The sequence below is a fragment of the Actinocorallia herbida genome, assembly GCF_003751225.1.
Classification (GTDB): Bacteria; Actinomycetota; Actinomycetes; order Streptosporangiales; family Streptosporangiaceae; genus Actinocorallia; species Actinocorallia herbida.
Genome location: NZ_RJKE01000001.1, coordinates 693,937 through 716,158 on the forward strand (window position 1 = coordinate 693,937; position 22,222 = coordinate 716,158).

Annotated in this window: 19 protein-coding genes and 1 pseudogene; 10 read left to right on the top strand and 10 right to left on the bottom strand. The window is 71.6% G+C overall.

The features are described from left to right. Positions 1-154: 154 nt before the first annotated feature. The 8 genes from EDD29_RS03485 to EDD29_RS03520 form a co-directional block, all read right to left on the bottom strand. Positions 155-1,240 (bottom strand): prenyltransferase, encoded by a 1,086-nt coding sequence (locus EDD29_RS03485; protein ID WP_123662206.1) that lies wholly within the window; start codon positions 1,238-1,240, stop codon positions 155-157. Beyond that, the gene (locus EDD29_RS03490) at positions 1,230-1,952 is read right to left on the bottom strand and encodes a class I SAM-dependent methyltransferase (protein ID WP_123662208.1); all 723 of its coding nucleotides are present in this window, start codon (positions 1,950-1,952) and stop codon (positions 1,230-1,232) included. The genes EDD29_RS03485 and EDD29_RS03490 overlap by 11 nt, the downstream gene beginning before the upstream one ends. Before the next feature lie 48 nt (positions 1,953-2,000). After that, positions 2,001-3,266, bottom strand: coding sequence for a glycosyltransferase family 4 protein (locus tag EDD29_RS03495; protein ID WP_123670251.1), 1,266 nt, complete (start codon positions 3,264-3,266; stop codon positions 2,001-2,003). A 165-nt stretch (positions 3,267-3,431) separates the two neighbouring features. Next, positions 3,432-4,670: a cytochrome P450 gene (locus EDD29_RS03500; RefSeq protein WP_123662209.1), complete on the bottom strand. Its 1,239-nt coding sequence runs from the start codon at positions 4,668-4,670 to the stop codon at positions 3,432-3,434. A 53-nt stretch (positions 4,671-4,723) separates the two neighbouring features. Then, positions 4,724-5,620, bottom strand: coding sequence for an SDR family NAD(P)-dependent oxidoreductase (locus EDD29_RS03505; RefSeq protein WP_123662212.1), 897 nt, complete (start codon positions 5,618-5,620; stop codon positions 4,724-4,726). Between the two features lie 130 nt (positions 5,621-5,750). Next, on the bottom strand, positions 5,751-6,692 hold the full coding sequence (locus EDD29_RS03510; protein ID WP_342774390.1) for an MBL fold metallo-hydrolase: 942 nt from the start codon (positions 6,690-6,692) through the stop codon (positions 5,751-5,753). An 89-nt stretch (positions 6,693-6,781) separates the two neighbouring features. Beyond that, on the bottom strand, positions 6,782-7,936 hold the full coding sequence (locus EDD29_RS03515; RefSeq protein ID WP_123662215.1) for a steroid 3-ketoacyl-CoA thiolase: 1,155 nt from the start codon (positions 7,934-7,936) through the stop codon (positions 6,782-6,784). A 44-nt stretch (positions 7,937-7,980) separates the two neighbouring features. Next, positions 7,981-9,150, bottom strand: coding sequence for a cytochrome P450 (locus EDD29_RS03520; RefSeq protein ID WP_246052489.1), 1,170 nt, complete (start codon positions 9,148-9,150; stop codon positions 7,981-7,983). A gap of 130 nt (positions 9,151-9,280) precedes the next feature. On the opposite strand from EDD29_RS03520, the gene EDD29_RS03525 reads away from it, so the two are divergent. From EDD29_RS03525 to EDD29_RS03545, 5 genes are read left to right on the top strand one after another with little or no spacing between them, the layout of a single operon-like run. Next, the gene (locus EDD29_RS03525; RefSeq protein ID WP_123662219.1) at positions 9,281-10,261 is read left to right on the top strand and encodes a 3-oxoacyl-ACP synthase III family protein; all 981 of its coding nucleotides are present in this window, start codon (positions 9,281-9,283) and stop codon (positions 10,259-10,261) included. Positions 10,262-10,272: 11 nt separating this feature from the next. Beyond that, the gene (locus EDD29_RS03530; protein WP_123662221.1) at positions 10,273-11,007 is read left to right on the top strand and encodes a glycosyltransferase family 2 protein; all 735 of its coding nucleotides are present in this window, start codon (positions 10,273-10,275) and stop codon (positions 11,005-11,007) included. A gap of 7 nt (positions 11,008-11,014) precedes the next feature. Continuing rightward, the gene (locus EDD29_RS03535) at positions 11,015-12,280 is read left to right on the top strand and encodes a cytochrome P450 (RefSeq protein ID WP_246052490.1); all 1,266 of its coding nucleotides are present in this window, start codon (positions 11,015-11,017) and stop codon (positions 12,278-12,280) included. A gap of 3 nt (positions 12,281-12,283) precedes the next feature. Next, positions 12,284-13,792, top strand: a complete 1,509-nt coding sequence (locus EDD29_RS03540; protein WP_123662223.1) for a class I adenylate-forming enzyme family protein — start codon at positions 12,284-12,286, stop codon at positions 13,790-13,792. Next, positions 13,792-14,721 (top strand): NAD-dependent epimerase/dehydratase family protein, encoded by a 930-nt coding sequence (locus tag EDD29_RS03545; protein ID WP_123662225.1) that lies wholly within the window; start codon positions 13,792-13,794, stop codon positions 14,719-14,721. The genes EDD29_RS03540 and EDD29_RS03545 overlap by 1 nt, the downstream gene beginning before the upstream one ends. 33 nt (positions 14,722-14,754) lie before the next feature. Here EDD29_RS03545 and EDD29_RS03550 read toward each other — a convergent pair whose 3' ends face one another. Next, positions 14,755-15,084 (bottom strand): DUF397 domain-containing protein, encoded by a 330-nt coding sequence (locus tag EDD29_RS03550; protein WP_123662227.1) that lies wholly within the window; start codon positions 15,082-15,084, stop codon positions 14,755-14,757. A gap of 97 nt (positions 15,085-15,181) precedes the next feature. Beyond that, positions 15,182-15,760, bottom strand: coding sequence for a TetR family transcriptional regulator (locus EDD29_RS03555; RefSeq protein WP_123662229.1), 579 nt, complete (start codon positions 15,758-15,760; stop codon positions 15,182-15,184). A gap of 158 nt (positions 15,761-15,918) precedes the next feature. Here EDD29_RS03555 and EDD29_RS03560 point away from each other — a divergent pair, with 158 nt between their 5' ends. From EDD29_RS03560 to EDD29_RS03575, 5 genes and pseudogenes are all read left to right on the top strand, one after another. Continuing rightward, positions 15,919-17,493 carry an AMP-binding protein gene (locus EDD29_RS03560; RefSeq protein ID WP_123662231.1) on the top strand — a complete coding sequence of 525 codons (1,575 nt, stop codon included), beginning with the start codon at positions 15,919-15,921 and terminating at the stop codon, positions 17,491-17,493. Beyond that, positions 17,493-18,482: pseudogene (locus tag EDD29_RS46175) on the top strand (acyl-CoA dehydrogenase family protein); the annotation flags it as partial. The gene EDD29_RS03560 and the pseudogene EDD29_RS46175, both read left to right, overlap by 1 nt. Before the next feature lie 96 nt (positions 18,483-18,578). Beyond that, entirely contained in the window at positions 18,579-19,721 is a 1,143-nt protein-coding gene (locus EDD29_RS46180) for an acyl-CoA dehydrogenase family protein (RefSeq protein ID WP_425455007.1), read from the top strand. 10 nt (positions 19,722-19,731) lie between these two features. Further along, positions 19,732-20,985, top strand: coding sequence for an OB-fold domain-containing protein (locus tag EDD29_RS47560; protein ID WP_123662235.1), 1,254 nt, complete (start codon positions 19,732-19,734; stop codon positions 20,983-20,985). Further along, a complete protein-coding gene (locus tag EDD29_RS03575) occupies positions 20,982-22,169 on the top strand; it encodes a lipid-transfer protein (RefSeq protein WP_123662238.1) in 1,188 nt (395 codons plus the stop codon). Before EDD29_RS47560 ends, EDD29_RS03575 begins: the two co-directional genes overlap by 4 nt. The last annotated feature ends 53 nt before the right edge of the window (positions 22,170-22,222 follow it).

Consider the following 22,222-nt stretch of genomic DNA (forward strand, 5'->3'; position numbering starts at 1 on the left):
TACACGGCCGCCTTCGCACCGTCGTCCATCTCCGCTCCCGCCTGCCGGTACCGGATCGTCTCCGGTACCGACGGGTGGGTGCGGGCGAGGGTTCTGCGACCGACGTCCCGTCCATGTCCGGGACATCGGTCCCGGGCCCTCGCGGGTCCCGCGGTCAGGTGCGGGCGGGCTGGGGGCAGTCGCAGGCCGGGGGCGGTGGAGTGGGGGAGGGGCCCAGGGGGCGGCCGGCGACCTCCTTGAAGATGCGGGCGGCCGGGGTGGCGTCGGCGAGGGCCTCGGAGGCCAGCAGGACGGCCGCCGCGGTGTAGGTGGAGCGGTCCCCTGGGAAGTGCCGCTGGTGCTCGAACTGCCAGCCGGTCCAGTAGGAGCCGTCCTCGTGGCGCAGGAACTGGATGTCGGCGAAGACGTCGAAGGCACGGGGGTCGCCTGCGGCGTCCAGCGCCATGACCAGTTCGCAGGTCTCGGCGCCGGTCACCCACGGCTGGTCCGACACGCAGCGACAGCCGAGGCCGGGCGCCATGTAGGTGTCCCAGCCCTTGGCGATCAGCGCGTCGGCCGCCTCGCCGCGCACCGCGCCGCCGAGGACCGGGTAGTACCAGTCCATCGACCAGCGGGACTTGTCCGCGAACGCCTCGGGGTGGTGCGCGATGACATGGCCGAGCCGGTCGGCGGCCAGCTCCCACTCCGGCTGCGGCTCGCCGAGCCGTTCGCCGAGCGCCACCGCGCAGCGCAGCGCCTGGTAGATCGAGGAGCAGCCCGTCAGCAGCGACTCCGCGCCGGTCGAGCCGTCCTCCCAGCGGATCCACTTGACGTCGCCGAGCGGCGTCTGGAGGCCGACGACGAAGTCGATCGCGGCGCGGACCGCGGGCCACATCGACCGGATGTACTCCTCGTCGCCCGTGACGAGGAGTTCGTGCCACATGCCGACCGCGAAGTACGCGGCGTGGTTGGACTCGCCACCGGTGTCGGTGACCTTCTCGTCCTCCCACTTGGCGGGCCAGGAGCCGTCCGGCCTCTGCTCACCGACGAGCCACGCGTACGCGCGTCGCGCCTCCGCGCCGTAGCCGGACGCCGAGAGCGCCATCGCCGCTTCGACGTGGTTCCAGGCGTCGACCTTCCCGGCCGGGTAGCCGTCGAAGGACGCGTACCAAGGGATGGCCCCCGAGGGGTACTGCTGACGGACGATCGAAAGGGCCGTCGCCTTGACCTGCTCGGGGGTGAGGATGACGTCAGCCCGCATAGGACGGCTTGGTCAGGTAGACGACGACGCTCTTGCCGATGACCGGGTTGAGCACCTTCTCCGCCAGCCGGGTCGCCAGAGGCCGCTTCATGATGTCCCACACCAGGACCTGGTGGTACGCCTTCACCGCGGGGTTGCCGTTGTTCTCCAGCCCCGCCGCGCACTTGAGCCACCAATAGGCCGAGTGCAGGCCGTGCGCGTGGTGGTGCCCATCGATGCGGAAGCCGATGGACTTGAGCTTGGCTTCCAGCTCGGCGCGCGTGTAGATGCGCACATGGCCGCCGGGGGCGGTGTGGTAGTCCTCCGACAGGGCCCAGCAGATCCGCTCGGGCAGCCACGAAGGCACCGTGACGGCGACCTGGCCGCCCGGCTTGAGGACGCGGAACAGCTCCCGCATCGCCTTCATGTCGTCCGGGATGTGCTCCATCACCTCGGCGGCGATGATCTTGTCGAAGGTGTCGTCCTCGAAGGGGAGCGCGAGCGCGTCGCCCTCGACGGTCTCGGCGGAGGCGCCTTCGGGGGCCTGCCCCTCCAGGTCCATCGCACCGAACATCGTCTGGACGCTCTTCAGCTCCTCGGCGTCCATGTCGAACGCCGTCACGGAGGCGCCTCGGCGGTACAGCTCGAAAGCGTGCCGTCCGCCGCCGCAGCCCATGTCGAGAACGCGCTCCCCCAGGGCGATGGGGAACCGCTGGAAGTCAACGGTAAGCAGTGGGGGCTCCTTCCACCTGCGGATCGGGGGCGATCCGCGATCGGAGGGTCAGCGTGCGGATGCGATCGCTGCCCGGTAGTGCTCGACGGTCGCCTTGGCGACCGCGGACCAGGTGTAGCGCTCCTGGACGCGCCGGTAGCCGGCCTCGCCCACGCGCGCCCGCTCCTCGGGGGAGTCGTGCAGCCTGCGCAGGGCCCCGGCGAGCTCCTCGACGTCGCCGGGCTCGACCAGCACCGCGGCGTCGCCGACGACCTCGGGCAGTGCCCCGGCGGCGCTGGCGACCAGCGGGGTGCCGGACGCCATGTGCTCGACGGCGGGCAGGGAGAAGCCCTCGTAGCGGGAGGGGACGACGGCGATCTCGGCGGAGGCCAGCAGGTCGCCCAGCTCCTCGTCGGAGACGCCGGAGACGAACCTGACCTTCTCGCCGAGCGCGAGTTCCTTGACGAGCTTCTCGGTGGGGCCGTCCTTCTGCGGGCGGCTGACCACGACGAGGTGCACGTCGCGCTCGGTGGCGAGCTTGGCGACGGCGCGCAGCAGCACGTCGACGCCCTTGAGCGGGGAGTCGGCGCTGGCCATGGCGACGATCCGGCCGGGCACGCGCTCCTCGCGCGGGCCGCGCGGGTGGAAGATCCCGGTGTCGACGCCGAGCGGCAGCACGTGGATGCGGCCCGGGTCGGTGCGGAAGTCCTTGGCGATGTCGCGCTTGGAGGAGCTGGAGACGGTGAGGATCCGGCCGATTCTGGCCGAGACGTACGCCTGCATCCGGACGAACCCGTACCAGCGGATCTTGCCGAAGTACTGCTTGATCCCGGTCCAGCCGCCGATCTTGCGGGCGGCGTCGAGCTCGATCTTGCGGTCCTGGCTGATCGGGTGGTGGATGCTGGTGACCAGCGGCAGGACCTTGGGGATGCCGAGGTTGCCGAGGCCGAGCACCTGGTTGTCGTGCACCACGTCGAAGTCGCGGCGGCGCTTCTTGAGCGCGCGCAGGATGCGGAGACTGAAGGTCAGCGGCTCGGGGAACCCGCCAGTGCGCATGTGCGCGAACTCCAGGACGTCGATCCAGTCGCGGAACTCGCCGAGCGACGGCGTCCGGAACGGGTTCTCGTCGTTGTAGAGGTCGAGGCTGGGGATCTTGGTGAGGGTGATCGACTCGCGGTCCAGGACGGGGTACGGCTGCCCGGAGAAGACCTCGACGGTGTGACCGAGGTCGACCAGCTCGCGGCTCAGATGCCGCAGGTAGACGCCCTGTCCTCCACAGTGGGGCTTGCTCCGGTAGGAAAGCAGTGCAATCCGCAGCGGCTTCTCAGCGCTCACGCCCACCTCTTCATCATCGCGCCCGGATCAATCCAGTGTTGTACAGAGTGTCTGACTCTAGCCCGAACATGTTACCGATGGGTTCCTTGCTGCACTATGGGGAAAGGCGGGCCACCTTGGGGTGACCCGCCTTCTTTGAGGGTATTCGCCCGGTGTTTCGGTGGTTCAGCCGCGCCGGGGCGTGGGCGTGAACCGGACCGGGATCTCCTTGAACCCGTTGACGAAGTTCGACCGCATCCGGCGCACCTCACCCGCGAGTTCGATGTCCGGCAGGCGCTCGGCCAGGGCGCCGAACAGGATCGTCAGGTTCATCCTGGCCAGGTGGGTGCCGAGGCAGTAGTGCGGCCCGCCGCCGCCGAACCCGATGTGCGGGTTCAGGCCGCGCCCGATGTCGAAGGAGAACGGGTTCTCGAAGTGCTCCTCGTCCCGGTTGCCCGACGGGTAGAACATGACGACCTTGTCGCCCGCCTTGATCTGCTTGCCGCGCAGCTCGACGTCCTGGGTGGCGGTCCGCCTGAACAGGTTGAGCGGGCTGGTCCAGCGCACGATCTCGTCGGCCGCCGAGGCGATCAGCGACGGGTCGGCCTTGAGCCGCTCCCACTGGTCGGGGTGCTCGAAGAAGGCGACGATGCCGCCCGCCGTCGCGGTCCGGGTCGTCTCGTTCCCGGCGATGGTGAGCATCAGGATGAAGAGGTTGAACTCGTCGTCGGTGAGGAGCTCGCCGTTCTCGTCCGGCTGGAGGAGCTTGGTGGCGATGTCGTCGCGCGGCTCGGCCTTGCGCTGCTCGGCGATGCCCTGGGCGTACATGTAGATCTCGGCGGCGGCGGCCTGGGCGACCTCGGGGGTGGCCTGGAGTTCCGGGTCGTCGAAGCCCACCAGCGCGTTGGACTTGTCGAACAGGAACTGCGCGTCCTCGAGCGGCGCGCCCATCAGCTCGCAGATCGTCTGGAGCGGCAGCGGCGCGGCGATCTGCCGGACGAACTCGGCCTCGCCGGTCTCGCAGACGTCGTCGATCAGCCGGTGGGTGATCTCCTCGATGTGCTCGCGCAGCTTGTTGATCATCCGCGGGGTGAAGCCGCGGTTGACGTAGGACCGCTGCCGGGTGTGCTTCGGCGGGTCCATGAACAGCATCATCTGCTGCTGGAGCGCGAGGTCCTCGTCGCTCATCTCCTGGAACATCGACGTCCGGATCGCCGCCGAGAACAGGTCGGGGTTCCGCGAGACGTGGATGATGTCCTCGAGCTTGGTGATCGCCCAGAAACCGGGCACGCTCGGGTCCGGGTCGTAGTGCCAGTGCACCGGGTCGTGGTGGCGCAGCCACGTCCACTGCTCGTGCGGGGTCCCGCTCTGCTCGTACTGGTCGAGCGCGATGATGTCGATCTTCGGGATCTCGGGTGCGGACATGCTCAGGACTCCTCGATGGGGTGGGCCGGTCGGTCGAGGTGGAACCGTTCTGCTCAGCCGAGCTTCGGGTAGGGGGTGACGAAGCCCCCGTCGGGGACGCGGAGCGCGCCGGCGAGCCCCGCGGGCGTCCAGGCGGCTCCGTCCGGGGCGCTGGCGACCTCGGCGACGGTCGGCGGGACCAGGGCCGCGACGTGGCCGCCGTAGACCATGAACACCTGGCCGTTGACGGACTCGGCGGCGGGCGAGGCCAGGTAGGCCACGAGCGGGGACACGTGCGCCGGGGACAGCGGGTCGGGGCCGTCGGCGGGGGCGGCGCCGAAGATCGCGGTCGTCATGTCGGTGCGGGCGCGCGGGCAGATCGCGTTCGTGCGGACGCCGATGCGGCCGACGGCGAGCGCGGTGGAGAGGGTCAGCGACGTGATGCCGCCCTTGGCCGCGGCGTAGTTGGGCTGGCCGGGCGCGCCGATCATGAACGCCTCGGACGAGGTGTTGATGATCCGCCCGTACACCGGGCCGCCCTCGCTCTTGGAGACGCCGCGCCAGTAGGTGACGGCGTGGCGGGACGTCACGAAGTGGCCCTTGAGGTGGACGCGGACGACCGAGTCGAACTCCTCCTCGGTCATATTGAAGATCATCCGGTCCCGGGTGAACCCGGCGTTGTTGACCAGGATGTCGAGCGAGCCGAACGCGGCGAGGGAGGCCTTGACCAGGCCCTCGCCGGTGTTCCAGTCCGCGACGTCGCCGGCGTGCACGACCGCCTCGCCGCCGTTGTCGCGGATCTCCTCGGCGACCGCGTCGAGCGCGTCGCCGGGAAGGTCGTTCAGGACCAGCCGCGCGCCTTCGGCGGCGAGGGCCAGGGCCTCGGCGCGGCCGAGGCCGCGGGCCGCGCCGGTGACGATCGCGGCGCGCCCGTCCAGGCGGGTGTCGGCGGCGGGAGGGGTGTCGCTCATGAACGCTCCGGATGATCTAACGCTTGCTTGGTTGGCTTCAAGTCAACGGTGAGACGCGAGTCTCGTCAAGAGTCTCATTCGGGTGTGGGGTGTGTCACATGCCATGAGGCGGCCGGGCGGCCGCGGACGGTCAGGGGGCGAGCGCGTACCGCATCGGAGCCTGCCCGGCCAAGCGCCGGACCAAGCCCCGCACTTCCAGGACGCGGAGGTGCGCCGCGGTCTCGCCCGTGGCCAGATGGCGGCTGACCGGTGGCATGGTGTCCCAGGAGTAACTCCAATGGCACCTCGAGGTGAGGTCCCACAGCGTCTGCGGCTCGGCTTTCAGCAGGCCTAGCACCTCGCTCAGGCGCTCCTCGTGATGCTCGATGATCTCCTTCGAGCGGCGGGGGATCCCGCTGAACGAGTACTGATGGGCGGGCAGTGCGTCCTCGACGCCCAGGTCGGCGGTCATGGCGAGCGAGCGAAGGTAGTCGCCGAGGGGGTCGACGTCGGGGAGGTCGTAAGGGTAGAGGCCGACATGCGGGGTGATCTCCGGCAGTACGTGGTCGCCGGTGAAGAGCGCGTCGCGGTCCTCCAGGTGGAGGCAGATGTGGCCGGGGGAGTGGCCGGGCGTCCAGATCGTGCGCAGCGCCCTGCCGGGCAGGTCGATCAGGTCACCGTCCTCGAGCTCCCGGTCGGGGACCGCCGGCGGGTCCGGGCGGTCGTCGTTGTCGGCGAACGCCGCGCCCTCCGCGTCGCTCGCGCCCGCGCGCACCAGCCAGTCGCCGAGGCGCTCGTCGGAGCGCTCGCGCATCAGCCTGATCAGCGCGGCGTCGGCCCGGTGCATCGCGACCCACGCCCCGGACGCCTCCCTGACCCGTCCGGCGAGCCCGGCATGGTCCGGGTGCATGTGCGTGACCACGACGCCGTAGACGTCGGACACGGGCATGCCCAGCTCATCGAGCCCCTCCTTGAGCGCCTTCCACGACGCGGGGTGCTCCCACCCCGCGTCGATGAGGACGGGGCCCTTGGGACTCTCCAGGACATAGACGATGGTCCGTCCGAGAGGATTGCCGGGGATCGGAACTGGCACGCTCCACAAACCGCCGCCATGGTCGGGCATTCGCTCTCCTTCGCGAGCCGCCGGGGGCGTGCTGCCCCCGGCGGCGGGTGACGCGGTACTTACACGCGCTCGATGATGGTGGCGGTGGAGAGGGCTCCGCCGCAGCACATGGTGACGAGGGCGGTTTCGCCGTCGCGGCGTTCGAGTTCGTGCAGGGCGGTGGTGATGAGGCGGGCGCCGGTGGCGCCGACCGGGTGGCCGAGGGCGATGGCGCCGCCGTTGACGTTCACCCGATCCATGTCCGGCTCGTGCTGGGAGGCCCAGGACAGGACGACGGACGCGAAGGCCTCGTTGATCTCGATGACGTCGAGGTCGCCGATGGACATCCCGGCGGTCTCCAGCACCTTGGCCGTCGACTGGACCGGGCCGTCGAGGTGGTAGTACGGCTCCGCGCCGACGAGGGCCTGGGCGCGGAAGGCCGCGCGGGGGCGCAGGCCGAGAGCCCGAGCCTTCTCTTCGGACATGACGAGCACGGCCGCGGCCCCGTCGGAGATCTGCGAGCTGCTCCCCGCGGTGTGCCTCTTGAGCACGGGGCGCAGCTTGGCCAGACCCTCCAGGGTGGTCTCGCGCAGGCCCTGGTCGCGGGCGACGGTGAGGCGCTCGCCCGTCTCGTTGCCCTCCTTGTCGACCTGGGGCACGTCGTGCAGGGGCGCGATCTCGCGGTCGAACCTGCCGTCGGCCCACGCCTTGGCGGCGAGCGCTTGCGAGCGCAGGCCGAACGCGTCGAGGTCCTCGCGGGTGAGGCCGCGCCGGTCGGCGATCCGCTCGGCCGCCTCGAACTGGTTCGGCAGGTCGACGTCCCAGTCCGGCGGGCGCGGGTTGGCGGGCAGCACGTTGGAGCCGAGCGGGGCGCGGCTCATGACCTCCACGCCGCAGCCGATCGCCACGTCCACGATGCCCGCCTGGACCAGCGCGGCCGCGAGGTGGACGCTCTGCTGGGCGCTGCCGCACTGCGCGTCGATGGTGGTGACGCCGGTCTGCCAGGGCAGGCCCGCGTACAGCCACGCCTGGCGGCCGACGTGGCCGCCCTGCTCGCCGGCCTGGGTGACGCAGCCCGCGAACACCTGGCCGACCTCGGCGGGGTCGATGCCCGCCCGCTCCACCAGGGCCTTGAGGGTGCGGCCCAGGACCTCCTGTGCCTTGACGCCCGCGAGCCAGCCGCCCCGCCTGCCCTGGGCGGTGCGCACCGCCTCGACGATGACCGGTCGTCCCATGGTCGCTCCTCCCGAATAAGGTTCGGAGCTAACTGTAACGTGTTCTAGTTTGGCGCGTCGAGACTCACCTTGAGCGAGTGGTAGGTCGGCACGAGGACACCGCGCGCGGCGCGCCGCGAGACGACCCGGTAAGGGCGGCCCGTTTCGGTGAGCGCCTGGAGCATGCGCGTCACCTGGGTCCTGGCGACCGCGGCCCCCAGGCACAGATGACGTCCCGCGCCGAACCACAGCTGGCGGTTCTCCGCCACGTACTCGCGGGTGACGTCGAAGGCTCCGGCGTCGTTGTTGGCCCGGTGGGTGAGCACGATGACGCGCTCGCCCTCGCGGATCAGCCTTCCCTCGACCGTCACGTCCTTGGCCACGTGCCTGCCTATGAGGGGCGCCGGAGTAGCCACCCTCAAGCCTTCCCGCACGGCGTTGGGCATGAGGTCGGGTCTGGCGAGCAGTGTGCCGAGCTGGCCCGTGTCGTGCAGCAGGGCGACCGTGCGCGACGTCCCCGACGCGCCGGTCTCGGTCCCGGCGACGGCCAGGAGGGTGGCCAGGCCCCGGGTGAGGTCGAGGCTGAACCCCAGCTCACGGCAGCGGCCCAGGATGGTGTCCTGTCCGGCCGCCGCGTACGCCTCGGGGACGGCCCGGGTCAGCTCGGCCGCGATCCGCGAGGCCGCCGCGATCTTCTCCTCGGGCAGATCGGTCGACGAGGTCGTGCCGAGAGCGAGCGCGGCGAGCCGCTCGCCCAGGGAGAACAGGTTCTCGTAAGGCGCCGCGTCCGGGCCCAGGCGCAGGCCGAGGAGGTCGGCCACCAGGCGTCCGGCCAGCACGCGGGTCGCCGCGGCGACGTCCACGGTCTCGCCCTCGCGCAGCCTCTCGGCGAGCCGCCTGTAGTGCTCGCCCTGCGCCCGCTCGACGAGCTCGGCGGCCGCCTGTTCGGTGAACAGGTCGCGGGCCGCGGTGCGCACCCGGGTGTGCTCGGTCCCGTCGAACAGCCCGGCCATCTCGGCGCCGAAGAGCTGGCTCCACATGTGCCCGACACCGCCCTCGCCGGCCATCGTGAACCCGCCGTGGTCGTTCAGCACGCGGCGGGCCAGGACGGGATCGGTCACCAGCCAGCCCAGCCGGGGCACCCGGGTGAGCCGTCCCGTCAGCCTCGAGCCTCTCAGCAGGGCGTACAGCCAGGGGTTGCCCTGACGGAGCAGGCGCGCCTCATACCGGTTCATATCGGTCTCCATCCTTTGTTCCCGTGCGATGATGCCGCGAACAAAGCTGGTCAAAGTAGGTACTAACCCCCAAAGCACTTGAGTACGACAACGCCTGGGCGACCACGGCGCGAGGGGACAGGCTGGACGCATGAGAGCACGGATCGCGGGGGTCGCGGCGTACCTGCCCGAGCACACGGTGTCCAGCGCGGAGGTGGAGTCCGGGATCGGGCCCTACCGGCCGCATCCGACCATCGTCGAGCGGATGACCGGCATCCGCGCCCGGCACGTCATGCGGGCCGACCAGCAGGCGTCCGACCTCGCCGTGGAGGCCGCGGGCAAGCTCCTGGCCGACTCCGGGGACGAGCCCGACCTCCTGCTGTTCGGATCGGCCTCACAGGACCTCATCGAGCCCGCCACCGCGCACATCGTCGCGGCCAAACTCGGCCTGACCTGCCCGGTCTTCGACATCAAGAACGCCTGCAACAGCTTCCTCAACGCCATGCAGGTCGGCGACGCGCTCATCCGCACCGGCCAGTACCGCAGGGTCCTGGTGTGCAGCGGGGAGAGCCCATCACGCGCCGTCCGCTGGGAGGTGCGCGACAGAGCCCAGTTCGTCGACGCCTTCGCGGGCTACACGCTGTCCGACGGCGGCGCGGCGATGCTGCTGGAGGCCGCGCCCACCGGGCTGTTCGGCTTCGAGTTCGCCGCGGTCTCGGCCAAATGGCGGGTCGGCACCCTTCCCGCCGGAGGGTCGATGCACCCGCGCGACCCCGAGTACACCTACTTCTCCGGCGACGGACGCAAGCTCAAGGACGCCTTCCTCGGCCAGGGCCCGGGGCTCTGGCTGGACGCCCTGGCGAAGCACGGGCTCACCTGGGACGACTTCAAGGTGGTCCTCGTCCACCAGGTCACCCTTCCCTACCTGGAGACGCTGCGGGACATTCTCGGCATCCCGGCCTCGAAGCTCGTCGTGACCCTTCCCGAGCACGGGAACGTCGCGTCGGCCACGCTGCCCCTGCAACTCGCCCAGGCCGTCGCCGAAGGGCGGCTGTCCCCGGGGGACAAGATCGCGTTCGTGGGGCTCGCCGGCGGCGTCAGCCTCGGGGTCGCCTTCGCCGAGTGGTCCTGAAGGGGCGCGCGATGAACCTCTGGGTGGTCATCCCGGCCTACAACGAGGCGAAGTCGATCGGCGCGACGCTCACCCGGCTCGCCCAGCAGACCGACCCGGACTTCACCGTCCTCGTCGTCGACAACGCCAGCACCGACGGGACCGCAGAGATCGTCCGGGGCTTCCCCGGGGTCCGGCTCGTCGCCGAGCCGGAGAAGGGCACGGGCTCGGCCGCCGACACCGGGTTCCGGCACGCGATCCTCGGCGGCGCCACCCACATCGCCCGCACGGACGCCGACTGCCTGCCCGACGACGCCTGGATCGCCGCCGTGCGCGGCGCGTTCGCCGCGGGACTGGAGATGGCCAGCGGCCCACTGCGGCCCCGCACCGACGAGTTCCGGCTCCGGCTGTGGGAGCGGCGGCTGCTGCCCGCCGTGGTGTCGCTCGCCGCGACGTTCGGCAGGTTCCGGCCCGGCAACCGCGACCCCGAGTACGTCGGCCCGTACCTGATGATGCCGGGCTGCAATATGGCCATCACCGCCGAGCTGTACGAGAAGGCCGGCGGGTTCCCGCGCACCAGGATCGAGGACGTGCACGAGGACAGGGCGCTGGTCAACCGCGTCCGGAAGATCACCTCCGCGTACGGGCTGCGCAAGGACATGACCGTCTACGGCTCCGTCAGGCGGTTGCGCGCCTACGGCCTCGCCGGAACCCTCGCCTGGTACGCCGACCACCGCTACACGCCTCCCGTCGTCGACATCAGGTGAGCCGGAGATGAACCGTCTGAGCGGTACGCGGGACTGGGAGCGCAGGCTCTACCTGAGCGCGCACCCCTTCGCCTATCCGCTGCTGCGCGCGCTGGCCCGGTTCGGCGACGTCGTGCGCGTTCCCGGACTGGGGGTCGTCGTCAACGACGCGGCCGTGGCCCGGGACGTCCTCATGGACGGGGAGACCTTCCGCAAGGACGGCCCCGGCTCTCCCGGCGACCTGTGGACGCCGATCCTCGGGCCGTCCGTCCTGCTCAACATGGAGGGGGAGGCGCACCGGGCGCTGCGCCGCAAGCTGGCCGACCTCTTCACGCCGTCGTCCACCTCCGCCATCTGCGCGCGTGTCCTCGAAGCCCCCCTGCGGGACCTGTCCGCGCGCTTGGCGAAGGGCGAAGAGGTCGACCTCGTGGACGTCATGCGGGTGATGGCCGGAGCCGTCATCTGCGAGGTGATCGGGCTGCCGGACATCGATGAGCACGCCTGCCGCGAGATGTTCGAGGCGGGCGAGCGGATCGTGTCCATGGTCGACCTGCGCACCCGCACCCTGTCGTCCGCCCAGATCGCGGTCGCCCGCGAGGTCCTCGATCCCATCGGCGAGGTCGCCGCCCGCGCGTTCCGGGCGGGGGACGAGACGACCGTCATGGGCCGGATGCGGGCGCTCGGCCTGTCCGAGGGAGAGGCGCGCGGCGCGGCCGGGGCGTTCTTCCTCACCGGCACCGAGACCGTCGCCACGCTGGTCCCGCGGCTCGTCGCGCTGCTGCACGACCACGGCGAACTCGGCAGGGTCGCCGCCGACCCGGCGCTGCTCGACCCCGCGATCGACGAGGCCATGCGGGTCACCACCCCGACGCCCGTCATGCTGCGCAGCGTGCACGCGCCCAGCGCGCTAGGCGCGGTCCGGGTACGCCCAGGCGACCGGGTACTCCTGGCCACCCACACCTGCTGCCGCTCGCTCGGCCCGTTCGCCCTCGACGGCGACCCGGCCAAGACCGCGCTGCGCAGGCTGTGGTTCGGGGCGGGGCCGCACTTCTGCCTCGGCTACCCGCTCGCGCACGCGGAGATCAGGGCCGTCATGCGGGCCCTGCTCGACCACGCCCCCCTGGAGATCACCTCCCGGCGGGCCGCGCGGGGCGTCCTCATCCCGACGTACGCCTCGCTCAGGGTGCGCCGTGCGCCGCGCGCGACGAACCCGCGAACGGCGAACCCGCGAACCGAGAACGCGGGATCGGGAGAGAACACAGTGACGCCTGCGGGCGCAGAGACCGAGGGGTAAGAGTTGAGTCTTGTCAGGCAGGTGCTGGAGCGCGCGGAGGAGCACCCCTCCCGGACGGCCCTCATCGCCGGGGACGGGACGGAACTCACCTACGGCGACCTCCGGCGCCGCGTCCTCGCCGTCCGCGACGGGTTCGCCGGGGAAGGGCTCGAAGAGGGCGACGGGGTCCTGTTCTCCGTGCGCCCTTCGCCGGAGGCCCTCGTCCTGGCGCTCGGCGTGGTCGCCGCGGGGGGCGTCGTCGTCTTCGCCGACCCCGGGGCCGGTCCTGAGATGTTCGAGGCCCGCCTCCGGCTCGCCGCGCCCCGCTGGTCGGCCGCCGAGTCGCTGCTGTACGCGGCGAGCCGGATCGGCCCCGTGCGGGCCTACGCGCGCCGCAGGGGCCTCCTGCTGCCGCGCCTGGCCGGGCTGCCCCTCAGGCACGTCTACAGCGGCCGCCGGCTGCCCGGCGTGCCGCGCGGCGCGAAGTCCCTGGACGCCTGGGCCCGCTCCCGTCCGTCCGGCGCGCCCGTCCGGGAGGCGGCCCCCGGCGACCCCGCCGTGGTGATCTTCACCTCGGGGACGACCTCCGCGCCCCGCGCCGTCGTGCACACCGAGGCGTCCCTGGCGTCCGGCCTCGACCTCTTCCGGGCCCGGGTGCCCCTGGCGCCCGGCGACACCGTGCACACCGACCAGCTCATGCTGGGCCTGCCCACGCTGGTCGCGGGCGCCTGCTGGTCGATGCCGCGGCTCGGCTGCCCGCCGGAGGAGTTCCGCGCGCAGCTCGCCGAGCGGCGCGCCACGCACACCTTCTGCGTCCCGGTGCACCTCGCCGAGATCCTCGACGCAGCCCCCGGGCCGCTGCCCGAGACGCTGCGGCACGTGCTGCTCGGCGCGGCGCCCGCTCCGGCCGGGATCCTGCGCCGCGCCGCCGCGGCGGCCCCGCGCGCGGAGATCCTCTCGGTCTACGCGATGACCGAGATCGTCCCGGTGGCCCTCGCCTCGGCCGCCGAGAAGATCGCGCACGCCGAGGCGGCCGAGGGCGGAGACCTCCTCGGCGAACCGCTGCCGGGGGTGCGGGCGCGCGTCGCGGACGACGGCGAGCTGCTGCTCTCCGGACCGAACCTCTGCAAGGGCTATCTGGGAGAGGAGGACCATGCCGAACTGGCCACCGGGGATCTGGCCAGGTGGGAGGGGAAAAGCCTGGTTCTGTTGGGAAGGAAGAAGGACATGGTGATTCGGGGGAAGTTCAATATCTATCCGGGACTTTACGAACCGGCCGTGATGGCCCTTGACGGTGTGCGGGAGGCGGCTTTCGTCGGGGTTTCCGATGCTGAGACGGGTGATGAGGAGGTCGTCCTGGTCGTCGCGGGCGAAGTGGAGCCGGATGAGCTCGCCGTGCGTCTCAAGGGGGTTCTGGACGCGGGGGCGTGGCCGGACCGGATCGTCAGGGTCGAGGAGTTGCCCTACGGGGGTCGGGGCCGCAAACTCGACCGGAATGTTCTGAGAGGAATGGTTTCGCCAGGGGAGGGTTGATGCGGATTGCTGTGACCGGTGCATCCGGATTCGTGGGCGGTGCCGTCTGCCGCGCGCTGGTCGCCCGGGGGGACCGGGTCCTGGCCTACGGCCGCCGGGCCGCGGTGCGGCCCGAGCATGTGGGCGGTGCCCGCTACCGTTCCTGGGACCTCGCCAGGGGACCGCTCGAATCGGCCCCGGCCGTGGACGCCGTCGTGCACTGCGCGGGCAGCGTCACCGACTGGGGCCCCGTCAAGGGGTTCTTCGCCGTCAACCTCGACGGCACCCGGCACGCGCTCGCCAGCTTCCCCGGCGCGCGGTTCGTCCACGTGAGCACGGCGAGCGTCTACGACCCCTACCGGCCCACCGTCATGGCCTGCGAGCACCTGGCCCCGGTCACCCGCTACCTGAACGGCTACGGGGCGTCCAAGGCCGCCGCGGAGCGGGCCGTGCTGAAATCGGGCGCCGAGAGCGTCATCCTCAGGCCGCACGCCGTGTACGGGCCGGGCGACACCACCCTGCTGCCCCGCGTGGAGGCCTCGGTGCGCGGCCCGTGGCTGCTCGCGGTGGGCAGCGGGAGGCAGCGGATCAGCCTGACGAGCGTGGGCAACCTCGTGCAGGCGTGCGTTCTGGCCTGCGCCCCTGGTCCGACCGGCGTCTTCAACGTGACGGACGCCGAACCCGTCGTCCTGGACGACGCCCTCGCCCTGATCCTCGCCGAGCGCGGCATCCAGGCCGAGCGCGTCTACCTGCCCGCGGGCCCGGCCCTGGGACTCGCCGCGGTCGCCGAGGGGCTGCACCTGCTGGCCGGCGCGCGGCGGGCGCCGCGGCTCACCAGGTACGCGCTCGGGCACCTCGCCGTCGAGCGGACCCTGGACATCACCGCGGCGCGGACGCGCCTGGGGTTCCGGCCGGAACCGACGTCCTTCGCGGGGGCCTACTCCTGGTAGGAACGCCGGGCAGGGGGCCGTCGAAGGGCGTTCTCAAGAAGCCGCGGTGTCCTTGACCGTGTTCTCGGCGTCTGCGGCGTCTGCGGCGTCTTCGGCGTTCTCGGCGTCCTCGGGGAGGTCCTCCAGCAGGTCGTCGAACTCGCCGTCCTTGACGCCGAGCACGAAGGCGTCCCACTCGCCCTCGGTGAAGTACAGGCGGGGGCCCTCGGGCTCGGCCGCGTTGCTCATCACGATGGCCTGGGTGCCCGGCAGGAACACCTTGTTGTCCTTGCGGATCTCGTCCGGCACGTCCTCGGACGGGATGAACTCGATGATGACGCCGTCTTCTTCGTCACCGTACAGCTCGCGTCGGTACTCGGTCATGCCCTCAGCGTAGTCGTCCCGTCGGGCCCTGGGGAGGCGGAATCCGGCAACAGGCCGGGCCGGGGGATCTCGCGCGAGGGGGCCGCCCGCCGACGGCTCAGAAGTCCGCGAGGAGCCGCTGGGCGGCCACGTCGAGGCGCTCGTGCGTCTCCTCCGGGGTGGCGTGGCCCCGCAGGATCTCGATCATCTCCATCACCCAGACGCTGTTCAGCGCGCCGACGAGGGTGCGCTGCCCGTCGGTGGCCTCGCCCTCGGACGCGACGCGCAGCAGCATCCCGGTCATCCGCGACCCGAAGTTGGTCTTGACGTCCGACAGCAGCAGCGAGCGGATGAGCGCGTCGGCGAGCTCCGGCTCGCGCATCAGGCCGCGGGTGGCGCGCATGAGCAGTTCGACCGCGCGTGAGGCGGGCGTGGACGAGCCGGGCGGGCGGCGCTCCATGCTGCCTTCGAGGAGGTCCATCTCCTCGCTGACGACGGCCACCACGAGGTCCATCTTGGACGGGAAGTAGCGGTAGAGAGTGCCGAGGGCGACCCCGGCGCGCTCGGCGACCGTGCGCATCTGCATCGCCTCGACCCCGCCGCGCGAGGCGAGCGCGGCGGCCGCCTGCACGATGCGCTTGCGGCGCTGGTGCTGGCTGCGCGCCCGGGTGGGCGCCTGAGCCGGATCGGTAGTCACAACCGCTCATTCTAGGGCCACCCGCGAGAACCTGTTATCCCCCGAGATGCCCGGCTCCGGCCCGTTCTACCTACGTTCATGAGGGCCATAAGTGCGCTATGGACAGAAACTAGAATCTGTTCTAGTTTCGTCGTGATCCGGTGGACGAAGGGGGTTCCTTGAGCACCGTCACCGCCTTGCTCGCCGCCCGGAGCGCAGAGGACGCGCCCGGCCTCACCTTCGAGGGGCGCACCTGGACCTGGCGTGAGCTGGCCGGGGAGTGCGCGGTCCGCGCGCACTGGCTGCGCGGCCTCCGCGCGGCGGATCCGGCCCGGCCCGTCCATCTGGGCGTCCTGCTCGACAACGTCCCTGAGATGCTGTTCTTGTTGGGCGGCGCGGCGCTGTCCGGAACGGTCCTCGTGGCGCTCAACACCACGCGCACCCCGGACCGCCTCGCGGTCGACGCGCGCACGTCCGACTGTGACCTGATTCTCACCGAGCCCGGTCATCTGGAGGCCGCGCGGGCCGCGGGCAAAGAGGCGGGGCTGGAGGTCGTCGACTACGAGGACGGCGCCTATGCCGCCGCGCTCGCCCCCCACCTTGGCGCGTCCGCACCCGAGGTCCCCGTGGACCCGGGCACGCTGCTCATGCTGATCTTCACCTCCGGGACGTCCGGGGACCCGCGGGCCGTCCGGATCACCCACCGCAAGGTGGTGGTCCCCGGAGAGAACCTCGCCGGACGCCTCGTGAACGCCGCCGACGTGGTCTACAGCCCCATGCCGCTCTTCCACAGCGGCGCCATCATGGCCGCCGTCGCGCCCGCCCTCGCCGCGGGAGCCCACATCGTCCTGCGGCGGCGGTTCTCGGCCTCCGGACTGCTGCCGGACCTGCGCGAGCACGGCGTCACCTACATGCACTACGTAGGCAAGGCCCTGTCTTACGCCCTGATGGCGACGCCCGAGAAGGTCGACAATCCTCTGCGCTTCGCCTTCGGCAACGAGGCGGCCCCCGCAGAACAGGCCGCCTTCGCCGAGCGGTACGGCTGCCACGTCATCGACGCCTACGGCTCCACCGAGACGGCCATCTCCTTCAGTCCCGACCCCTTCGGCCCGCCCGGCGCCCTCGGGAAGCTCGGCGAAGGGGTCGCCATCCTCGATCCCGAGACGGGTGCGCCCTGCCCTCCCGGCGTGTCCGGCGAACTCGTCGCCACCACCGGCATGGGCCTCTTCGACGGCTACTACCGCGACGACGCCCCCGAGCGGACCCGGCAAGGCATGTTCTGGAGCGGCGACCACGCCTACGCCGACGAGAACGGCTATGTCTTCTTCGTCGGGCGCGCCCTCGACCGGCTGCGCGTGGACGGGGAGAACTTCGGCGCGGCGGAAGTGGAACGCGCCCTCGGGGAGCTGCCTTCCCCCTTCGCCGTCTACGGCGTCCCCGACACCGCGTCCGGCGACCAGGTGATGCTCGCCGTGACCGGGGAGTTCGATCCCGAGGCGTTCGCCGCGCTGGCCGAACGGCTCAATCCCAAGTGGGTGCCCCGGTTCGTCCGGGTATGCCGGGAATTTCCGCTCACCGCCTCCAACAAGATCGTCAAGCGTTCGCTCGCCGCCGAGGCGTGGCTGACCGCTGACCCGGTCTGGTACCGGCCCGGCCGCGGCACCGCCTACCGGCCGCTCACCCCCGACGACGTGACGGCACTGCGCGCGGAGCTCGCGCGGACCGGCCGTTCCCATCTCCTGGAAGGGCGCTGATGAACTTCGACCTCGATGAGGACCAGAAGGAGCTGCGGTCGCTCGCGACCGACCTGCTGGCCAAGGAGGCGACCACAGAAAGGCTGGAGGCCTTCGAGCGCTCCGGCGAGCCCTACGACGCCGCGCTGTGGGCCGCCCTCGCGCAGACCGGACTGGTCGGCGCGGTGCTGCCCGAGGCCGCCGGCGGCGCGGGCCTGGGCGCGGTGGAGTACACCGTGATCCTGCGCGAGCTGGGCAGGGCCGTCGCGCCCGTCCCCGGCCTCGCGGTCCTCACCGCGGGCGCGGTCGTCGCCGCGCACGGCGACGAGGCCCAGGTGGCCGCGCTCGCCCCCGTGGCCGAAGGCGCCCGGCTCCTCACCTTCGCCCCCCGGACGCGCGGGGACATCGTCCTCGGAGACGACGGGCGTCTGACGGGTGTAGCCGTCTACGTGCCTTATGCGGCTCAGGCCGAGCGGATCCTTGTTCCCGTCGGGGATGACGCGTACCTCGTCAACTCCTCCGACGCGGTCATCACCGCGCAGCCTTCGGCCACCTCGGAGCCGATCGCCCGGATCGAGCTGACCGGCGCCCCCGGCGAACGGGTCGGCACGGGCGCGGGCGTCACGCTGCGCCGCTTCGCCTCCCTGGGCGCGGTCGCCCTCGTCTCCGGCGTCATCGACGGCGCCCTGAAGCTGACGACCGAGTACGTCAAGACCCGCGAGCAGTTCGACCGCAAGCTCGCGGAGTTCCAGGCCGTCACCATGCAGGTCGGCGACGTCTACATCGCCAGGACCGCCCTCGACGTCGCCGTCTGGGCCGCCGCGTGGCGGCTCGCGCACGGCAGGCCCGACGTCGACGAGGTGCTCGCCATCGCGGCCTACAACGCCGCGGACCCCGTCGCCAAGGCCCTGTACACCTGCCAGCACCTGCACGGCGGCATCGGCCTCGACGTCACCTACCCGCTGCACCGCTACTTCGCCGAGGGCAAGCACCGGGCGCACTTCCTCGGCGGCGCCGAGGCGGCCCTGGACACGCTCGGCGGGCACATCAAGAACCCCGCCGAGAAGCCGGGCCCGACCCCGCAGGGCGACGGCCTCCTCGTCGAGCTGACCGACGAGCAGCGGGCCCTGCGCGACGAGCTGCGCACCTACTTCACCACCTGCCTCACCGCCGAAGACCGCGCGCGCATCGCGGGCGACCCCTTCGGCTCGGCGTACATCGAGCACTGCCGCAAGCTCGGCCGCGACGGGATGCTCGGCGTCGCCTTCCCGGTCGAGTACGGCGGCCGCGGCTACGGGCCGATGGAGCAGCAGATCTTCGCCAACGAGATCGCCCGCGCCGAGGTGCCCTACCCGATCATCACGCTCAACTCCGTCGCGCCGACGATCATCGAGTACGGCACCGACGAGCAGAAGACGTTCTTCCTGCCCAAGATCCTCGCCGGAGAGTGCCACTTCGCCATCGGCTACTCCGAGCCCGGCGCAGGCACCGACCTGGCTTCGCTGCGCACGACCGCGGTGCTGGACGGCGACCACTTCATCGTCAACGGCCAGAAGATCTTCACCTCGGGCGGCCACTACTCCGACTACATCTGGCTCGCGGCGCGCACGACGGCGGAAGGCGCGAAGCACAAGGGCATCACGATGCTCATCGTGGACTGCAAGGACCCCGGCTACTCCTGGACGCCCATCGTCACCATGGACGGGCGGCACCACACCAACGCCTCCTACTACCAGGACATCCACGTCCCGGTGAAGGACGTCATCGGTGAGGTGAACAAGGGCTGGAACCTCATCGTCAACCAGCTCAACCACGAGCGCGTCACCCTCGGCCCGGCCGGCAACATCGGCCACCACTACGACAGGTTCGAGGCGTGGGCGCGCCGCACGGGGACGATCGAAGAGCCCGCGGTGGCGCGCGCGCTCGCCCGTGTCTACGGCTACCTGAGGGTGAACGAGTTCCTCAACTGGCAGGTCGCCGCCAACGCCGCCCTGGGCTGGCTCGGCGCCGCCGACGCCTCGGCCACCAAGATCTACGGCTCGGAGCGGATGCAGGACGTCGGCCGGATCATCGGCGAGACCCTCGCCAGGTTCGGCGACCCGGGCGACGGGGGCACCGCGCACTTCATGGACCTGGTCGACCACTCCGTCAAGGGCGCCGTGGTCCTCACCTTCGGCGGCGGCGTCAACGAGATCCAGCGCGAGCTCATCGCGATGCTCGGCCTCGGCCTGCCGCGCGCGCCCCGGTAGGAGGACCGACGTGCACGAGGAACTCACCGCGCTCGCCGAAAGGCTCGCCGCGCTGGGCGAGCAGCCCGCTCCACCGCCGCAGGACGCGGTCAACGAGGCGATGATCCGCAACTGGCGGCAGGCGCTCGGCGACACCCGCGACTGGGGCGAGGAGGCCCCGCCCGCGATGGCGCAGGTGTGGTCGATGCCCGGCCTGGTCTCCCGCAAGGAGCCCTCCGCGGCCGACGACATCCTGCAGACGCTCAACGCCAACGGCTACACCGGCGTGGTCGCCACCAACTGCGAGCACACCTACGACCAGCCGGTGCGGGTGGGGGAGCGGCTGCGCTCCACCGCGCGCTTCGGCTCCCTGGTCGGGCCCAAGCAGACCGGCATGGGGCTCGGCTACTTCGTCACCTGGTACCAGACCTGGTACGTCGGTGAGGAACGCGTCGCCGAGATGCTGTTCCGGGTGCTCAAGTTCCAGCCCGTCAAGCGCAGGCCCAAGGGCAAGCCCTCGGCGCCCGCGATAGGGCTGGACACGGAGTTCTTCTGGGAGGGCGCCCGCGAGGGCGAGCTGCGCGTACAGAAGTGCGGGGAGTGCGGGGAACTGCGCCACCCTCCGGGCCCCATGTGCCCGGCGTGCAACTCCACCAAGCGCGATCACATCACGGCGAGCGGGCGGGGCACCGTCTACAGCTACGTGGTGCACCATCACCCACCGGTGCCCGGACGTACCCCGCCCTATGTGGTCGCCCTCGTGGAGCTGGAGGAGGGCCCCCGGATCATCGGGAACGTCCTGGGGGCGGAGCCGTCGGAGGTGTCCGTCGGGATGCCCGTCGAGCTGACCTTCGAGAAGGTCGACGACGAGGTGACGCTCCCGCAGTGGCGTCCGGCGGGACGTCCGGCGCCCGAGCCGAAGGCGGTTCCCGAGCGCGTCTCGGACTGGCCGTCCTCGGAGATCCCTCTGACGCCGACCTTCATCATCTCCACGGCCATCGCCACTCGGGACTTCACGCCCGTCCACCACGACGTGGCACTCGCGCGCGCGCAGGGCTCCAAGGACATCTTCCTCAACATCCTCACCACCATGGGGCTGGTCCAGCGCTACGTCCTGGAGCACAACCCCGACGCCGTCCTGGCCGGCATGAAGGTCAGGCTCGGCGCCCCCGCCTACGCGGGCGACGCACTGGTGCTCACCGGCACCAGGGAAGGAGACACCGTGACCGTCCGGGGGACCGTCTCACTCGGCGACCACGTCAACGCGACGGTGACACTCCGATGAGCGGATCGAGCGACCGGACGCTGTCCGGCAAGACGGCCATCGCGGGCATCGGCGCGACCGAGTTCTCCAAGGAGTCCGGCCGTTCCGAGCTCCAGCTGGCCTCTGAGGCGGTCCTCGGGGCCATCCGGGACGCGGGGCTCGCCCCCGGCGACGTCGACGGCCTCGTGACGTTCTCGGCCGATGTGAACACCGAGATCGCCGTCGCCCGGGAGACCGGGATCGGGGAGCTGCGGTTCTTCTCCAGGGTCGAGTACGGGGGCGGCGCGGCCTGCGGGACCGTCGCGCACGCGGCGATGGCGGTCGCCACCGGCCAGGCGGACGCGGTCGTCTGCTACCGGGCGTTCAACGAGCGCTCGGGGCACCGCTTCGGGCAGGCCACCGCCTCCACACGCGGGGCGACCTCGCAAGGGCTGGAGTTCTCCTGGCATCTGCCTTACGGCCTCTCCACGCCCGCCGCCTGGGTGGCCATGTGCGCCCGCCGCTACCTGCACAAGTACGGCGCCACCAGCGAGGACTTCGGGCGCGTCGCCGTGGCGATGCGCCGCCACGCGGCCACCAATCCCGCCGCGTGGTTCTACGAGAGGCCGATCACCCTGGAGGAGCACCAGGACTCGCGCTGGATCGTGGACCCGCTGCACCTGCTGGACTGCTGCCAGGAGTCCGACGGCGGCGTGGCGATCCTCGTCACGTCGGCGGAGCGGGCGCGGGACCTCCCGAACCGTCCCGCGGTGATCGCCTCGGCGGCGCAGGGCGCGGCGCGGGACCAGTACATGATGTTCGGCTACTACGGCGCCGACGACCTCACCGAACTGCCCGCGATGGGCGTCGTGGGGGAGCGGCTGTGGCGCGACTCGGGCCTCGGCCCCGCCGACGTCCAGACGGCCATCCTGTACGACCACTTCACCCCGTTCGTCCTGTACCAGCTCGAGGAGCTGGGCTTCTGCGGGCGCGGCGAGGCGCGTGACTTCCTCGCCGGCGGCGGGATCGAGATCGATGGCCGCCTTCCGGTGAACCCGCACGGCGGCCAGCTCGGTGAGGCCTACATCCACGGGATGAACGGCATCACCGAGGCGGTCCGGCAGATCCGCGGCACGGCCGCCAACCAGGTGGCCGATGTCGCGAACGTCCTGGTCACCGCCGGGACCGGCGTCCCCACGAGCGGACTGGTCCTCAGCGCGGGCTGAGGCCGGACCGCCACCCGAGCCCGCACCCTTCCCCCCGGGGTGCGGGCTTCTCT

Excerpts from the sequence above, each read along its gene's own strand:
- EDD29_RS03485 (WP_123662206.1), bottom strand. The coding sequence starts at position 1,240 with ATGCGGGCTGACGTCATCCTCACCCCCGAGCAGGTCAAGGCGACGGCC.
- EDD29_RS03500 (WP_123662209.1), bottom strand. The coding sequence starts at position 4,670 with ATGTCCGCACCCGAGATCCCGAAGATCGACATCATCGCGCTCGACCAG.
- EDD29_RS03505 (WP_123662212.1), bottom strand. The coding sequence starts at position 5,620 with ATGAGCGACACCCCTCCCGCCGCCGACACCCGCCTGGACGGGCGCGCC.
- EDD29_RS03515 (WP_123662215.1), bottom strand. The coding sequence starts at position 7,936 with ATGGGACGACCGGTCATCGTCGAGGCGGTGCGCACCGCCCAGGGCAGG.
- EDD29_RS03520 (WP_246052489.1), bottom strand. The coding sequence starts at position 9,150 with ATGAACCGGTATGAGGCGCGCCTGCTCCGTCAGGGCAACCCCTGGCTG.
- EDD29_RS03525 (WP_123662219.1), top strand. The coding sequence starts at position 9,281 with ATGAGAGCACGGATCGCGGGGGTCGCGGCGTACCTGCCCGAGCACACG.
- EDD29_RS03530 (WP_123662221.1), top strand. The coding sequence starts at position 10,273 with ATGAACCTCTGGGTGGTCATCCCGGCCTACAACGAGGCGAAGTCGATC.
- EDD29_RS03535 (WP_246052490.1), top strand. The coding sequence starts at position 11,015 with ATGAACCGTCTGAGCGGTACGCGGGACTGGGAGCGCAGGCTCTACCTG.
- EDD29_RS03545 (WP_123662225.1), top strand. The coding sequence starts at position 13,792 with ATGCGGATTGCTGTGACCGGTGCATCCGGATTCGTGGGCGGTGCCGTC.
- EDD29_RS03550 (WP_123662227.1), bottom strand. The coding sequence starts at position 15,084 with ATGACCGAGTACCGACGCGAGCTGTACGGTGACGAAGAAGACGGCGTC.
- EDD29_RS03575 (WP_123662238.1), top strand. The coding sequence starts at position 20,982 with ATGAGCGGATCGAGCGACCGGACGCTGTCCGGCAAGACGGCCATCGCG.